Below are 14,957 nucleotides of genomic sequence, written 5' to 3'. Positions count from 1 at the left end.
GACGTCAACATGGACACCGAATAAACTCGGTGCCCATGACTTCACAGCATCTGGATTCCAACGCTCAGTGGGTAAATATCGATCTGGGTGATCGCAGCTACGGCATCGCGATCGGAGGGGACCTGTTGGGTAGCGCGTCCTCGTATGCCGAGCTTCCAGGTGCCGCGAATGCGATGATCGTGTCCAATCCAACCGTGGTCGCGCTGTACGGTGACCGGTTGTTCAACGCATTGAAGGTTCACTTTCCCGCTGTCCATTCGGTCGTGCTGCCGGATGGCGAGTCGCACAAGAACTGGGAGTCCCTGAATCTCATCTTCGATGCCTTGCTGACCCACCGCTGTGATCGCAGCACGGTGTTGTTCGCTTTGGGAGGAGGGGTGATCGGTGACATGACCGGATTTGCCGCCGCCAGCTACATGCGCGGCGTGCCGTTTGTTCAGGTGCCAACCACATTGCTCGCGCAGGTGGATTCGTCCGTGGGTGGGAAGACGGCGATCAATCACCCCTTGGGCAAGAACATGATCGGGGCGTTCTATCAGCCGCGGCGCGTGGTGTGCGATCTGGACGTGCTCAAGACCTTGCCCGAACGCGAGCTCAGCGCAGGGCTTGCGGAGATCATCAAGTATGGGCCTATCTCTGACATGGGTTTCATGGAGTGGCTGGAAGACAACCTGGATGCGCTTCTCGAACGCGACTTGAGTGCGCTGGCGTTTGCGGTGCGCCGCAGTTGCGAGATCAAGGCCTGGGTCGTCAGCCAGGACGAGCGCGAATCCGGTGTGCGCGCGATTCTGAACTTCGGCCACACCTTCGGTCATGCCATTGAGGCCGGCATGGGTTACGGCGAATGGTTGCATGGTGAGGCTGTGGGGTGCGGGATGGTCATGGCTGCGCGGCTCTCGCAGGCCTTGGGTCTGGTCGATCAGGCATTTGTGGATCGGTTGTCGGCATTGGTGCGCCGCGCCGGCCTTCCCCTGGTGGCGCCTGTCCTGAGCGAGCATGACAACGTTGGCCGCTATCTGGAACTGATGCGCGTGGACAAAAAGGCCGAGGCCGGAGAGATCAAATTTGTCGTGATCGATCCGATCGGCCAGGCGACCGTGCGCAGCGCGCCCGATGCGATCGTGGCCGAGGTGATCAACGCCAGTTGCCGGGTGTCATGACCTCCTCGGGCGCCGTGACGCGTGAAGGCACGCTGGCCCGCTTTGCAAGCGACCCCAAAGCCAGTCGTGGTCGACGCCATCCGGAGCCCGAAGCACCGACGCGGACCGCTTTTCAGCGCGACCGGGATCGCGTCATTCATTCCACGGCCTTTCGACGCCTGGTCTACAAGACGCAGGTGTTTTTGAACCACGAAGGCGATCTGTTCCGCACACGCTTGACCCATTCGCTGGAGGTCGCGCAGCTGGGGCGCAGTATTGCGCGGTCCTTGCAGTTGAACGAGGACCTTGTGGAGGCCATCGCGCTGGCGCACGACTTGGGGCACACCCCTTTCGGGCATGCGGGGCAGGACGCGCTCAACAGCAGTCTCAAGAACTTCTCCGAAAGCGCTTCGCTGGCTGGCGATGAAAGCCTTGGCTTCGAGCACAACCTGCAAAGTTTGCGTGTGGTGGATGCGCTGGAGGAGCGCTACCCTGCATTCGATGGGCTCAATCTCTGCTTCGAAACCCGCGAAGGCATCCTCAAGCACTGTTCGAAGGTGAATGCTCGGCGCTTGGAGCAGCAAGAGCCCGGCGGTGTGGCATCGCGGTTTTTGAGCGGTGGCTCCCCTTCGCTGGAGGCCCAGCTTTGCAACCTCGCCGATGAAATCGCCTACAACGCGCACGATATTGACGATGGTGTGCGCTCGGGCTTGCTGACCATCGAGCAGATGGACGAGGTTGAGCTCTTTCGGCACTACCGTGAAGTAGCTGTGCGCACGCATCCCACGCTTCAAGGCCGTCGATTGCTGTTCGAAACCATTCGGCTCATGCTCAGCGATCAGGTCTACGACGTGATCGCCCTCACGCGCAGCCGCATCACGGCATCGGGCGTCGACTCGCCCGATGCCGTGCGTGCCAGTTTGCCTTTGGTGGCTTTCTCCGATGACATGCGCGAGCGCTCGCAGGCCCTCAAGGCGTTCCTGTTTCGCAATCTGTATCGCCATCCACAAGTGACGGAAACGACGGCCCGCGCCCGTCGTGTGGTCAGCGATCTTTTCGAGCGCTACATGGAAACCCCCCAGGAGTTGCCCGAGGCGCACGGAAATCGCCGGGATCTGGCCCGAGCAGTGGCCGACTACATCGCCGGCATGACCGACCGCTTTGCGATCCGTGAGCACGAGCGTCTTTTCGGCGCAGTGTTGTTCCCGTGAGCGACAAGGCCAGCGCCGCGGGTCCCAGGCGTCTGGCCACCCTCGTGGTGACTGCGGGGGTCTCTTGCGCGTTGCATGTAGGCAAGCTGCCCGTGGCCATTCCTGTGTTGACGAACAGCCTCGGCGTGACCTTGGTTCAGGCGGGTTTCCTGCTCTCGCTCGTGCAACTGGCGGGCATGACGCTGGGCGTATGGGTCGGGCTGATGGCCGATCGATTGGGTCCCCGTCGCGTCATGCTGGCAGGCTTGGTGCTGTTGGCGCTGGGCAGCCTCCTCGGAGCCTTGGCCGCCAACGTGGCTGTATTGTTGGCCACGCGCGTCGTGGAAGGCATGGGCTTCCTGCTGGCCGTGTTGCCGGCGCCGGGACTGCTGCGCCAGCGCGTGCATCACGCGCCCACCTTGTCGCGCGCGCTGGGTTGGTGGGGGGCCTACATGCCGGTGGGTACTGCGGTGGCGTTGCTGCTGGGGGTACCCTTGTTGTCTGCCGTGGGGTGGCGTTGGGCCTGGGTGTTGCTGGCGCTGCTGTCGTTGCTCGCCGCCGCCGGGATTGCATGGGGTGTGAAGCCGGATGGGCCTTTGCCGGTGTCATCTGGGGCGCCCCCTGGGGTGGCCGCGCTGGGAACGCGCCTGTGGCGCACGCTCCGCTCTCCCGGGCCTTGGCTTCTGGCCTTGGCGTTCTTCCTGTACTCAGGCCAATGGCTGGCCGTGATCGGCTTCTTGCCCACGATCTACAGCCAGGCCGGCTACGCGGGATCCACGGTCGCCTTGCTCAGTGCACTGGCCGCGGGCATCAACATGGTGGGCAATATCGGCGCGGGATGGTGGCTCGCCCGCGGCGCACGGCCCGGTGCTGCGCTTGTGCTGGCCTACATCGCGATGGGGGTGGGGGCAGGGATTGCCTTTGGTGCGGAAGGCCATCCGTTTCTGCAGTACCTTGCGGTCCTCGTGTTTTCCGGCATGGGAGGCTTGATCCCGGGAACCTTGTTCGGCTTGGCCGTGAAGCTCGCGCCCGATGACGACTCCGTGTCCACCACGGTCGGTTGGATGCAGCAGTTCTCGTCGCTGGGTCAATTTCTCGGGCCGCCGCTGGTGGCCTGGGTGGCGACCGTGGTGGGCGGATGGCAATGGACCTGGTTGGTGACGGGGGCGTCTTCGCTACTGGGCATTGCATTGGCCCTGTGGTTGCAGGCCGTGTGGCGTGCGCGCCCATAATCGGGGTCAGATTGGTTTGCGGCGCGGCTGCCGCGATGCCCCTTTGTCACGCCATGGCCCGACTTCCCCGCCTCACCGTTCCCGGTTATCCGCACCACGTCATCCAGCGTGGCAACAACCGACAAGACATCTTCAGAAGCGATGCCGACCGCGAGGTCATGCTCGATTTGATCAGCGAGAACGCACGAAAGCACCAGGTCGCCTTCAACGCCTACGTGTTGATGGACAACCACTTTCACCTGCTGCTGACGCCTGAAACCGCACAAGGTGTGCCCCTGACGATGCAGGCGGTTGGCCGGCGTTACGTGCGCTACTTCAACGATCTGTACCACCGCACCGGGACGCTGTGGGAGGGGCGCTACAAGTCCACGCTGGTTCAGACGGAGCGCTATCTGCTGGCCTGCATGGTCTACATCGATCTCAACCCGGTGCGGGCCGGGATGGTGTCCGACCCGAAGAGCCACCGCTGGTCCAGCCATGGCCACTACGTCGGGCAGACGCCCGATCGCCGGATCGTGCCACCAGCCTCTTATTGGGCTTTGGGCAACACACCGTTTGCGCGTGAGGCGGCGTATACCGAATTGGTGCGTGAAGGCCAGTCTGCGGCACAGCAGCGTGCGATCACCGATGCCACTTTGCACGGCTGGGCTCTTGGCGGCCCTGAGTTTTCAGCAGAGTTGCAAAAGCGAACGCCTCGCAGAACCACCCGCGCTGCCCCAGGACGTCCACCTTCTCTCCCCGTAGAAGGCTGACCACTTGGGGCTGCCTCGTGCGGTGGTGCGCATTCACTTAATCTGTCCCCAATAAAAATCATATTGAAATTGTCGGGATTTAATTGGAATCTGACCCCATTTAAATTGCTTGGCATTGTTGTTGCAATGCAATAAGCTCGCATCCGCTTTTTTGCATTTCCGCCCACGAACCGAGAAGGACGCGCCATGAACACGGCTGCCGAGCAACAACATCTGCAACAACACGGTCTGTACGACCCGGCCAACGAGCACGATGCTTGCGGTGTCGGGTTCGTCGCGCATATCAAGGGCGAGAAAAGCCATGCGATCGTGCAGCAGGGCTTGAAGATTCTCGAGAACCTGGATCACCGGGGTGCGGTGGGCGCCGACAAGCTGATGGGCGATGGGGCGGGGCTGCTGATCCAGTTGCCCGATGCGCTGTACCGCGAGGAAATGGCGGCCCAGGGCGTGACGCTGCCACCCGCGGGTGAGTACGGCGTCGGCATGATCTTCATGCCCAAGGAGCACGCCAGCCGCCTGGCTTGCGAGCAGGAGATGGAGCGCGCGATCGCGGCCGAAGGCCAGGTGCTGCTGGGCTGGCGCGATGTGCCGGTGAACCGCGACATGCCGATGTCGCCCACCGTGCGCGAAAAGGAGCCCATCATCCGCCAGGTCTTCATCGGCCGTGGCAACGACGTGATCGTGCAGGACGCGCTGGAGCGCAAGCTGTATGTGATTCGCAAGACCGCCAGTGCGCACATCCAGAGCCTCAAGCTGACCCACAGCAAAGAGTACTACGTGGTCAGCATGAGCAGCCGCACCGTGGTCTACAAAGGCTTGTTGCTGGCAGATCAGGTTGGCACTTACTTTCGTGATCTGGAAGACGAACGCTGTGTTTCCGCTCTTGGGCTGGTGCACCAGCGCTTTTCCACCAACACCTTCCCCGAATGGCCGCTGGCCCACCCGTACCGCTATGTCGCGCACAACGGCGAGATCAACACGGTCAAGGGCAACTACAACTGGATGAAGGCGCGCGAAGGCGTTATGTCCTCGCCGGTGTTGGGAGCCGATCTGCAAAAGCTGTACCCCATCAGCTTCGCCAGCCAGTCCGACACCGCCACGTTCGACAACTGCCTGGAGCTGCTCACGATGGCCGGCTATCCGCTGGCGCAGGCGGTGATGATGATGATCCCGGAGCCCTGGGAGCAGCACACCACGATGGATCTGCGCCGCAAGGCCTTCTACGAATACCACGCGGCCATGATGGAGCCGTGGGATGGCCCCGCGTCGATCGTCTTTACCGACGGCCGCCAGATCGGCGCCACGCTGGACCGCAACGGCCTGCGCCCCTCGCGCTACTGCATCACCGACGACGATTTCGTGATCATGGGTTCCGAGTCGGGCGTGTTGCCCGTGCCGGAGAACAAGATCGTGCGCAAGTGGCGCTTGCAGCCCGGCAAGATGTTCCTGATCGATCTGGAGCAGGGCCGCATGATCGACGACGAGGAGCTCAAGGCCAACCTCGCCAACAGCAAGCCCTACAAGCAGTGGATCGACAACCTGCGCATCCGACTGGACGACGTGGAGACGCCCGTGGCCGGCGAGTCGGCGCAGGAGCAGCGCATCAGCGCCACCGAGCCGCAAACCGCCGGCGTCGAGCGCGTGTCGCCCGAATTGCTGGACCGCCAGCAGGCCTTTGGCTATACGCAGGAAGACATCAAGTTCCTGATGAGCCCGATGGCCGCCAACGGCGAGGAGGGCATTGGCTCCATGGGCAACGACAGCCCGCTGGCGGTGCTCTCCGACAAGAACAAGCCGCTCTACAACTACTTCAAGCAGTTGTTCGCGCAGGTGACGAACCCGCCGATCGACCCGATCCGCGAAGCGATCGTGATGTCGTTGGTGTCCTTCATCGGCCCCAAGCCCAACCTGCTGGACATCAACCAGGTCAACCCGCCGATGCGGCTCGAAGTGAGCCAGCCGGTGCTCGACTTCGCCGACATGGCCAAGCTGCGCGACATCGAGGCGGTGACGCAAGGCAAGTTCCGCAGCCACACGCTGGACATCACCTACCCGGCGGCCTGGGGCCGTGAGGGCGTCGAAGCGAAGCTCGCTTCGCTGTGCGCTAGCGCCGTGGACGCGATCAAGGGTGGCAAGAACATCCTGATCATCAGCGACCGCGCGATCAGTGCCACGCAGATTGCCATTCCGGCGCTGCTCGCGCTCTCCGCGATCCACCAGCATCTGGTGCGCGAGGGCCTGCGCACCACTGCCGGCCTGGTGGTGGAAACGGGTACCGCGCGCGAAGTGCATCACTTCGCCGTGCTCGCCGGCTACGGTGCCGAGGCGGTGCACCCGTATCTCGCGATGGAAACCCTGGAGGCCATCAGCAAGGGCCTGCCGGGCGACCTGAGCGCCGACAAGGCGATCTACAACTACGTCAAGGCGATCGGCAAGGGCCTGTCCAAGATCATGTCCAAGATGGGCGTGTCGACCTACATGTCCTATTGCGGCGCGCAGCTGTTCGAAGCCATCGGGCTCAACAGCGAGACGGTCGACAAGTTCTTCACCGGCACCGCCAGCCGCGTGGGCGGCATCGGCGTGTTCGAGATCGCCGAAGAAGGCATCCGCATGCACAAGGCGGCCTTCGGCGAAGACCCGGTGCTGGCCACCATGCTCGAAGCCGGTGGCGAGTACGCCTGGCGCACGCGCGGCGAAGAGCACATGTGGACGCCGGACGCCATTGCCAAGCTGCAGCACAGCGCGCGCGCGAACAACTGGAACACCTACAAGGAATACGCGCAGATCATCAACGACCAGAGCCGCCGCCACATGACGCTGCGCGGTCTGTTCGAGTTCAAGATCGATCCGAGCACCGCGATTTCCATTGACGAGGTCGAACCCGCCAAGGAAATCGTCAAGCGTTTCGCCACCGGCGCCATGTCGCTGGGCTCCATCTCCACCGAGGCGCATGCCACGCTGGCCGTGGCCATGAACCGCATCGGCGGCAAGAGCAACACCGGTGAGGGCGGCGAGGATGCGCTGCGTTATCGCAACGAGCTCAAAGGCATCCCGATCAAGCAAGGTCAGACCATGTCCGACCTGCTGGGCAAGGACACCTTCGAGGTCGACTACGAACTGCAAGCGGGCGACTCGATGCGTTCGAAGATCAAGCAGGTGGCGTCGGGCCGCTTCGGCGTCACGGCCGAGTACCTCAACAGCGCCGACCAGATCCAGATCAAGATGGCGCAGGGCGCGAAGCCCGGCGAGGGCGGTCAGCTGCCGGGTGGCAAGGTGAGCGACTACATCGGCAAGCTGCGCCACAGCGTGCCCGGTGTGGGCCTGATCTCCCCGCCGCCGCACCACGACATCTACTCGATCGAGGATCTGGCCCAGCTGATCCACGACCTGAAGAACGTCGCGCCGCACTCAAGCATCAGCGTCAAGCTGGTGTCCGAGATCGGCGTGGGCACCATTGCCGCAGGCGTGGCCAAGTGCAAGGCCGACCACGTGGTGATCGCCGGCCACGACGGCGGCACGGGCGCTTCGCCCTGGTCTTCCATCAAGCACGCCGGCAGCCCATGGGAAATCGGCCTGGCCGAGACGCAGCAGACGCTGGTGCTCAACCGCCTGCGCAGCCGCATCCGCGTGCAGGCCGATGGCCAGATGAAAACCGGCCGCGACGTGGTCATCGGCGCGTTGCTCGGTGCCGACGAGTTCGGCTTCGCGACCGCGCCGCTGGTGGTCGAGGGCTGCATCATGATGCGCAAGTGCCACCTCAACACCTGCCCGGTGGGCGTGGCCACGCAAGACCCGGTGCTGCGCAAGAAGTTCACCGGCAAGCCCGAGCACGTGGTGAACTACTTCTTCTTCATCGCGGAAGAAGCGCGCCAGATCATGGCGCAGCTGGGCATCCGCAAGTTCGACGACCTGATCGGCCGTGCAGACTTGCTGGACATGAAGCAGGGCATCGAACACTGGAAAGCGCGCGGCCTGGACTTCGGTCGCCTGCTGGCGCAGCCGATCGTGCCGGCCGATGTGCCGCGCTTCCACACCCAGGACCAGGAGCACGGACTGGAAAAGTCGCTGGACAACATCCTGATCCAGAGATCGCGCCCCGCGATCGACAAGGGCGAACGCGTGCAGTTCATCGAGGTGGCGCGCAACGTCAACCGTTCCGTGGGAGCCATGCTCTCGGGTGCGGTGACGAAGGTGCACCCCGAAGGACTGCCCGATGACACCATTCGCATCCAGCTCGAAGGCACCGGTGGCCAGTCGTTCGGCGCGTTCCTCACGCGCGGCATCACGCTGTACTTGATCGGCGATGCCAACGACTACACCGGCAAGGGCCTCTCGGGTGGCCGCGTGATCGTGCGCCCCAGCATCGATTTCCGCGGCGATGCCGCGCGCAACATCATCGTGGGCAACACCGTCATGTACGGCGCGACGACGGGTGAGGCTTACTTCAGCGGCGTGGCCGGTGAGCGCTTCGCGGTGCGCCTGTCGGGCGCCACCGCGGTGGTGGAGGGCACGGGCGACCACGGTTGCGAATACATGACCGGTGGCACCGTGGCCGTGCTGGGCAAGACGGGCCGCAACTTCGCCGCGGGCATGAGCGGCGGCCTGGCGTATGTGTACGACGAAGACGGCGATTTCGCCAAGCGCTGCAACACCGCCATGGTCAGTCTGGAAAAGGTGCTGTCCACCGCCGAGCAGGAGGCCACGATGGACCGGGCCATCTGGCACCGCGACCAGAGCGACGAGGCGCAGCTCAAGAAACTGCTCGAGGACCACAACCGCTGGACGGGCAGCAAGCGCGCGCGCGAGCTGCTCGACACCTGGGCCCAGTCGCGCGGCAAATTCGTGAAGGTGTTCCCCAACGAATACAAGCGCGCGCTGGGCGAGATCAACGCCCGCAAGGCCGCGACCGAGGTCACCAACAAGGCCCAGGGTTCGGCGAAGAAAGCCACGGTGCCCGCCAAGTAAGCCGGCCGCACGCACGCAAGACAACGAAGGAATCGCATCATGGGAAAAGTCACCGGCTTCATGGAATACGAGCGTCTGGAAGAGGGCTACAAGCCCGTGCCGGAACGCGTGAAGCACTACAAGGAATTCGTCGTCGGCCTCGATGAGCCGCAATCCAAGGTGCAGGCCGCGCGCTGCATGGACTGCGGCACGCCGTTCTGCAACAGCGGCTGCCCGGTCAACAACATCATTCCGGACTTCAACGACCTCGTGTACCAGGGCGACTGGCAGAACGCCATCACCGTGCTGCACAGCACCAACAACTTCCCCGAGTTCACCGGCCGCATCTGCCCCGCGCCCTGCGAGGCCGCCTGCACGCTCAATGTGAATGGCGATGCCGTGGGCATCAAGTCGATCGAGCACGCCATCATCGACCGCGCGTGGGCCGAAGGCTGGGTCCAGCCGCAGCCGGCGCGCCACAAGACCGGCAAGAAGGTGGCCGTGGTGGGCTCCGGTCCGGCCGGCATGGCCGCTGCGCAACAGTTGGCCCGTGCCGGCCACGACGTGACCTTGTTCGAGAAGAACGACCGCGTGGGCGGCCTGCTGCGCTATGGCATTCCCGACTTCAAGATGGAGAAGAGCCACATCGATCTGCGCGTGAAGCAGATGGAGGCCGAAGGTGTGGTGTTCCGCACCGGCGTGCTGGTGGGCGAACTACCCAAGGGTAGCAAGGTGACCAACTGGGCCAAGGAAACCGTCACCCCCGCACAGCTGCAGAAAGACTTCGACGCCGTGCTGCTGACCGGTGGCTCCGAGCAGAGCCGCGACCTGCCCGTGCCCGGCCGCGACCTCGACGGTATCCACTTCGCCATGGAGTTCCTGCCGCAACAGAACAAGATCAATGCGGGTGACAAGCTCAAGGGCCAGTTGCGTGCCGATGGCAAACACGTGATCGTGATCGGTGGCGGCGACACGGGCAGCGACTGCGTAGGCACGAGCAACCGCCACGGCGCGGTCAGCGTGACCCAGTTCGAGGTCATGCCCCAGCCGCCCGAGCAGGAAAACAAACCCCTGGTGTGGCCCTACTGGCCGCTCAAGCTGCGCACCAGCTCCAGCCACGAAGAGGGTTGCGTGCGCGAATTCGCCATTTCCACCAAGGAATTCATCGGCGAGAAGGGCAAGGTCACGGGTCTGACCACGGTGCAAGTCGAATTCAAGGACGGCAAGCTGGTCGAGGTTCCCGGCACGGAGAAGACCTACAAGGCCGATCTGGTGCTGCTCGCCATGGGCTTCGTGAACCCGGTTGCCACCATCCTCGACGGTTTCGGCGTGGAGAAAGACGCCCGCGGCAATGCCAAGGCCGGTACCGACTTCATCGGCGGCTATGAGACCAATGTGCCCAAGGTCTTCGCCGCCGGCGACATGCGCCGCGGCCAGAGCCTGGTGGTGTGGGCGATCCGCGAAGGCCGGCAGGCGGCGCGCGCGGTCGACGAGTTCCTGATGGGATTCTCCGACCTGCCCAGGTAGAAGGATCCCCCCGCCGCGCTGCGCGCGACCCCTCAAGGGGCGGCATCTGGGACCGGCGAAGCCGGATCCGCGATGCCCCTGGATGGAGCCACGGCTCGCCGGCGGCGAATCCCTTATCATGCAAAAGCCGGGCTCGAATTGCCCGGCTTTTGCTTGATGCCCACCGATACCCCTTCCCCTCTGGTCGAACTGCGCAACCTGACGTTTGGTTACGGCGAGCGCGCCATCCTCGACAACATCTCGCTGACCGTGCCGCGTGGCAAGGTCACGGCGCTCATGGGCGCCTCGGGTGGCGGCAAGACCACCGTGCTCAGGCTCATTGGCGGGCAGATTCGCGCCCAGTCCGGCCAGACGCTGTTCGACGGACAGGACGTGACCACGATGAACGAGGCCGCCTTGTATGCCGCACGCCGGCGCATGGGCATGCTGTTCCAGTTCGGCGCGCTGTTCACCGACATGAACGTGTTCGATAACGTGGCCTTTGCGCTGCGCGAGCACACCCGGTTGCCCGAAGCCCTGGTGCGCGATGTCGTGCTCATGAAGCTCAACGCCGTCGGCCTGCGCGGTGCGCGCGACCTCATGCCCAGCGAACTCTCCGGCGGCATGGCGCGGCGCGTGGCGCTGGCGCGTGCGATCGCGCTCGACCCCGAGCTCGTGATGTACGACGAGCCCTTTGCCGGCCTGGATCCGATCTCGCTCGGTACCGCCGCGCGCCTGATCCGCCAGCTCAATGACGCCATGGGCCTGACCAGCATCGTGGTCTCGCACGACCTGGACGAAACCTTCCACATCGCCGACCAGGTGATCGTGCTGGCCAACGGCAAGATCGCCGCGCAAGGCACGCCCGAGGAGGTGCGCCACAGCCAGGACCCGCTGGTTCACCAGTTCGTCAATGCCTTGCCCGATGGGCCGGTGCGTTTCCACCACCCCGGACCGGCACTGGGCGAGGATTTCGGCCCCTCACAACGTCAAGGCCGGGGAGCACGATCATGAACGCCTTGCATCCCGCCCGCGTGGGTTTGGCGGTGCGCGTGCTGCTGGCCAGCGTGGGCCAGGGCACCCGCCTGTTCTTGCGGCTGATATGGCTCTTCGGCGCCGCCCTGCGCCGCCCTGCGCTGGTGCGCGACCAGATCCATTTCCTGGGCAACCACTCGCTGGCCATCATTGGCGTGTCGGGCCTGTTCGTGGGCTTTGTGCTCAGCCTGCAGGGGTACTACACCTTGCAGCGTTACGGTGCCACCGAAGCGCTGGGCTTGCTGGTGGCGCTCTCGCTGATGCGCGAGTTGGGCCCTGTGGTCACCGCATTGCTGTTCGCGGGCCGCGCAGGCACCTCGCTCACGGCCGAGATCGGCCTCATGAAAGCGGGTGAGCAACTCAGCGCCATGGAAATGATGGCGGTCGACCCGGTGCGCCGCGTGCTCGCGCCGCGCTTCTGGGCGGGTGTGATCGCCATGCCCTTGCTGGCGGCGGTGTTCAGTGCAGTCGGCATCATCGGCGGCTGGGTCGTTGGCGTGCTGTTGATCGGACTGGATGGCGGCGCCTTCTGGGGCCAGATGCAAGGCGGCGTGGACGTCTGGGCCGACGTCGGCAACGGCATTGTCAAAAGTGTGGTGTTTGGTTTTGCGGTGACCTTCGTGGCCCTCCTGCAGGGATTCAAGGCGCATCCCACACCCGAAGGCGTTTCCCGTGCCACCACCCGCACCGTGGTGGTGGCCTCGCTGAGCGTGCTGGCGCTGGACTTCGTCCTCACCGCCATGATGTTCAGCATCTGAGTGGAGCAATGAATATGCAATCTTCCAAGAATGACGTCTGGGTCGGCCTCTTCGTGCTGATCGGCGCGGCAGCCATCCTGTTCCTCGCCTTGCAGTCGGCCAATCTGCTGAGCCTGAATTTCGAGAAGACCTACCACGTGGTCGGCCGCTTCGACAACGCCGGCGGCCTCAAACCCAAGGCCGCGGTGCGCAGCGCCGGCGTGGTGGTGGGGCGTGTGTCCTCGATCGCATTCGACGACAAGACCTTCCAGGCCAACATCCGCCTCGAGCTGGAATCGCGCTACGCGTTCCCCAAGGACAGCTCGCTCAAGATTCTCACGAGTGGCTTGCTGGGTGACCAATACATCGGCATCGAACCCGGTGGCGACGAACGCAGCTTTCAGGACGGCGACGTGACCACCCAGACACAGTCGGCCATCGTGCTGGAAAACCTGATCAGCCAGTTCCTGTTCAGCAAGGCGGCCGAAGGTGCCGACAAGCCGGACCCGGCCAAGTAGGCTGTTGGTGCGTTACAACGGCGGCGTCTGAGGCCCATTCGTGGCGACGAGAATCGGATGGGCCACCAACGCATGCGCCGTGGCGTGACTCCCAGGGACTCTCAAGATGACAAATTACACCCACAAAACACACAAGACCGTCGCAAAGGCGATGGCATTGGCTGCCTTGTTGTCGCTGGCCGCAGGCTGTGCCACCGGCCCCGATGCGAATCCACGCGACCCACTCGAACCGTTCAACCGCGGTGTCTACAAGTTCAACGACACGCTGGACACGGCCGTGCTCAAGCCGGTGGCCACCGCGTACGAAAAGGTCACGCCCAGCCCGGTGCGCACGGGGGTGGGCAACTTCTTCGGCAACCTGGGCGATCTCTGGTCTTCGGTCAACGCGGGGCTGCAATTGCGTCCGCGCGAGGCCGTGGAGAACCTGATGCGCTTCAGTGTCAATTCGGTGTTCGGTCTGGCCGGCGTGTTCGACATTGCGACCGAGATGCGCATTCCGCGCACCCAGTTGGACTTTGGCCACACGCTGGGTCGCTGGGGAACGCCCGCCGGCCCTTACCTGGTGCTGCCGCTGTTCGGGCCTTCGTCGGTCCGTGACGGTGCCGCCTCATTTGTCGACGTGCACGGCGATCCTGTCGCCGGCGTGGACCACCGGGCCACCCGGAACTCCCTGTATGCGCTGCGCGTCGTGGACGGCCGCGCGCGCCTGCTGCGAGCCTCATCGATGCTGGACGATTCCGGCATGGACAAATACAGCTTCATCCGCGACGCCTACCTCAGCCGGCGCCAGGGGCAGATCGACGACATCGTCGACAAAGGCATCGGCATTGGCGACGGCGCCACCGACGATGCCGACGATACGAATCGCAACGATTCAACCGGAACCCGGTAACACCCGGTTTACTCACACCGCTTAGGCTGCGGGTTCCGCAGCAGGGCTTTGGCCCCGAAAGGATTCATGATGAAAAGACGTTCCTGGCTGGCCGCGTTGGCCGTTTCGCTCTCCGGTTTTGCGCTGGCACCCGCATGGGCCAAGGTCGAAGCCCCCGATGCGATGGTCAAGCGCCTGTCGAACGAGGTGCTGGCCACCATCAAGGCCGATCCCGCACTGCGCGACGGCGACATGGCCAAGATCGTGGCCCTGGTGGACAGCAAGATCATGCCCAACGTGAACTTCGAGCAACTGACCAGGTTCGCGACGGCCCGGTACTGGTCTCAGGCCACGCCCGAACAGCAGACGCGCCTGCAGGAGGAGTTCAAAACGCTGCTGTTGCGCACCTACTCCGGCGCCCTGAGTGAAGTGAAGGACCAGACCCTGAGTTTCCGCCCGTTCCGCGCCAACCCCGCCGACACGGAAGTGGTCGTGCGCTCCTTCGTGAAGGGCCAGGGTTCCGGTGACATCCAGCTGGACTACAAGCTGCAGAAGGAAGCGTCTGGCTGGAAGGTCATCGACCTCAACGTGCTGGGTGCCTGGTTGGGCGAAAACTACCGCACGCGTTTCGCGCAGGAGGCGGGCAACGGCAAGGGCGTGGACGGCATCCTGGCCTGGCTGACGCAGACCAACAAGAACATGGCCGGCAAATAAGCCGGCCGAGAAACCATGGCCGAAGTCCTTCTGGCGCTTCCCGAGCGCCTGACCTTGAGCGAGGCGGACCAGGTGCTGTCCCGCCTGGAGGGTGAAGTCTCGCAGCGGGCGGGCGCCGTGGTAGAGATCGATGCCGGCCCGCTTCAGGTGTTCGATTCGTCGGCGCTGGCGGTGCTGCTGGAGCTGCGCCGCCAGCTGCTGGCCAAGGGCCAGTCCCTGCGCGTGAGCCGCTGGCCGGGTCGGTTGGAGGCCTTGGCGTCGCTCTACGGGGTGCGCGAGTTGCTGGCTGCTTGACCCCGTTGCGGGTGACCCCAGCCCA

At 64.2% G+C, this 14,957-nt stretch carries 12 protein-coding genes; all 12 read left to right on the top strand.

Annotated features, from left to right (window positions below):
- Window positions 1-35 precede the first annotated feature (35 nt).
- On the top strand, window positions 36-1,160 hold the full coding sequence (gene aroB, locus F9K07_RS25465; RefSeq protein WP_201451480.1) for a 3-dehydroquinate synthase: 1,125 nt from the start codon (window positions 36-38) through the stop codon (window positions 1,158-1,160).
- Window positions 1,157-2,350, top strand: a complete 1,194-nt coding sequence (locus tag F9K07_RS25460) for a deoxyguanosinetriphosphate triphosphohydrolase (protein WP_159596067.1) — start codon at window positions 1,157-1,159, stop codon at window positions 2,348-2,350. Before aroB ends, F9K07_RS25460 begins: the two co-directional genes overlap by 4 nt.
- On the top strand, window positions 2,347-3,561 hold the full coding sequence (locus F9K07_RS25455; protein WP_159596066.1) for an MFS transporter: 1,215 nt from the start codon (window positions 2,347-2,349) through the stop codon (window positions 3,559-3,561). The genes F9K07_RS25460 and F9K07_RS25455 overlap by 4 nt, the downstream gene beginning before the upstream one ends.
- A 53-nt stretch (window positions 3,562-3,614) precedes the next feature.
- On the top strand, window positions 3,615-4,313 hold the full coding sequence (locus F9K07_RS25450) for a transposase (RefSeq protein ID WP_159596065.1): 699 nt from the start codon (window positions 3,615-3,617) through the stop codon (window positions 4,311-4,313).
- Between the two features lie 186 nt (window positions 4,314-4,499).
- Window positions 4,500-9,278: a glutamate synthase-related protein gene (locus F9K07_RS25445; RefSeq protein ID WP_159596064.1), complete on the top strand. Its 4,779-nt coding sequence runs from the start codon at window positions 4,500-4,502 to the stop codon at window positions 9,276-9,278.
- A 39-nt stretch (window positions 9,279-9,317) separates the two neighbouring features.
- Window positions 9,318-10,784 carry a glutamate synthase subunit beta gene (locus F9K07_RS25440; protein WP_159596063.1) on the top strand — a complete coding sequence of 489 codons (1,467 nt, stop codon included), beginning with the start codon at window positions 9,318-9,320 and terminating at the stop codon, window positions 10,782-10,784.
- Between the two features lie 156 nt (window positions 10,785-10,940).
- Window positions 10,941-11,777: an ABC transporter ATP-binding protein gene (locus F9K07_RS25435; protein ID WP_159596062.1), complete on the top strand. Its 837-nt coding sequence runs from the start codon at window positions 10,941-10,943 to the stop codon at window positions 11,775-11,777.
- On the top strand, window positions 11,774-12,556 hold the full coding sequence (gene mlaE, locus F9K07_RS25430; protein WP_159596061.1) for a lipid asymmetry maintenance ABC transporter permease subunit MlaE: 783 nt from the start codon (window positions 11,774-11,776) through the stop codon (window positions 12,554-12,556). Before F9K07_RS25435 ends, mlaE begins: the two co-directional genes overlap by 4 nt.
- A 14-nt stretch (window positions 12,557-12,570) precedes the next feature.
- Entirely contained in the window at window positions 12,571-13,053 is a 483-nt protein-coding gene (gene mlaD / locus F9K07_RS25425) for an outer membrane lipid asymmetry maintenance protein MlaD (protein ID WP_159596060.1), read from the top strand.
- 106 nt (window positions 13,054-13,159) lie between these two features.
- The gene (locus tag F9K07_RS25420) at window positions 13,160-13,945 is read left to right on the top strand and encodes an MlaA family lipoprotein (RefSeq protein ID WP_159596059.1); all 786 of its coding nucleotides are present in this window, start codon (window positions 13,160-13,162) and stop codon (window positions 13,943-13,945) included.
- 69 nt (window positions 13,946-14,014) lie between these two features.
- On the top strand, window positions 14,015-14,638 hold the full coding sequence (locus F9K07_RS25415; protein ID WP_159596058.1) for an MlaC/ttg2D family ABC transporter substrate-binding protein: 624 nt from the start codon (window positions 14,015-14,017) through the stop codon (window positions 14,636-14,638).
- Window positions 14,639-14,653: 15 nt separating this feature from the next.
- On the top strand, window positions 14,654-14,932 hold the full coding sequence (locus tag F9K07_RS25410; protein ID WP_159596057.1) for an STAS domain-containing protein: 279 nt from the start codon (window positions 14,654-14,656) through the stop codon (window positions 14,930-14,932).
- Window positions 14,933-14,957 lie beyond the last annotated feature (25 nt).

The sequence above is a fragment of the Hydrogenophaga sp. BPS33 genome (genome assembly GCF_009859475.1).
Lineage (GTDB): Bacteria > Pseudomonadota > Gammaproteobacteria > Burkholderiales > Burkholderiaceae_C > Hydrogenophaga.
This window is presented reverse-complemented; position numbering and strand designations above follow the sequence as displayed.

Coding starts and splice junctions, on each gene's coding strand:
- aroB (WP_201451480.1), top strand. CDS start 36: ATGACTTCACAGCATCTGGATTCCAACGCTCAGTGGGTAAATATCGAT.
- F9K07_RS25460 (WP_159596067.1), top strand. CDS start 1,157: ATGACCTCCTCGGGCGCCGTGACGCGTGAAGGCACGCTGGCCCGCTTT.
- F9K07_RS25450 (WP_159596065.1), top strand. CDS start 3,615: ATGGCCCGACTTCCCCGCCTCACCGTTCCCGGTTATCCGCACCACGTC.
- F9K07_RS25445 (WP_159596064.1), top strand. CDS start 4,500: ATGAACACGGCTGCCGAGCAACAACATCTGCAACAACACGGTCTGTAC.
- F9K07_RS25440 (WP_159596063.1), top strand. CDS start 9,318: ATGGGAAAAGTCACCGGCTTCATGGAATACGAGCGTCTGGAAGAGGGC.
- F9K07_RS25435 (WP_159596062.1), top strand. CDS start 10,941: ATGCCCACCGATACCCCTTCCCCTCTGGTCGAACTGCGCAACCTGACG.
- mlaE (WP_159596061.1), top strand. CDS start 11,774: ATGAACGCCTTGCATCCCGCCCGCGTGGGTTTGGCGGTGCGCGTGCTG.
- mlaD (WP_159596060.1), top strand. CDS start 12,571: ATGCAATCTTCCAAGAATGACGTCTGGGTCGGCCTCTTCGTGCTGATC.
- F9K07_RS25420 (WP_159596059.1), top strand. CDS start 13,160: ATGACAAATTACACCCACAAAACACACAAGACCGTCGCAAAGGCGATG.
- F9K07_RS25415 (WP_159596058.1), top strand. CDS start 14,015: ATGAAAAGACGTTCCTGGCTGGCCGCGTTGGCCGTTTCGCTCTCCGGT.
- F9K07_RS25410 (WP_159596057.1), top strand. CDS start 14,654: ATGGCCGAAGTCCTTCTGGCGCTTCCCGAGCGCCTGACCTTGAGCGAG.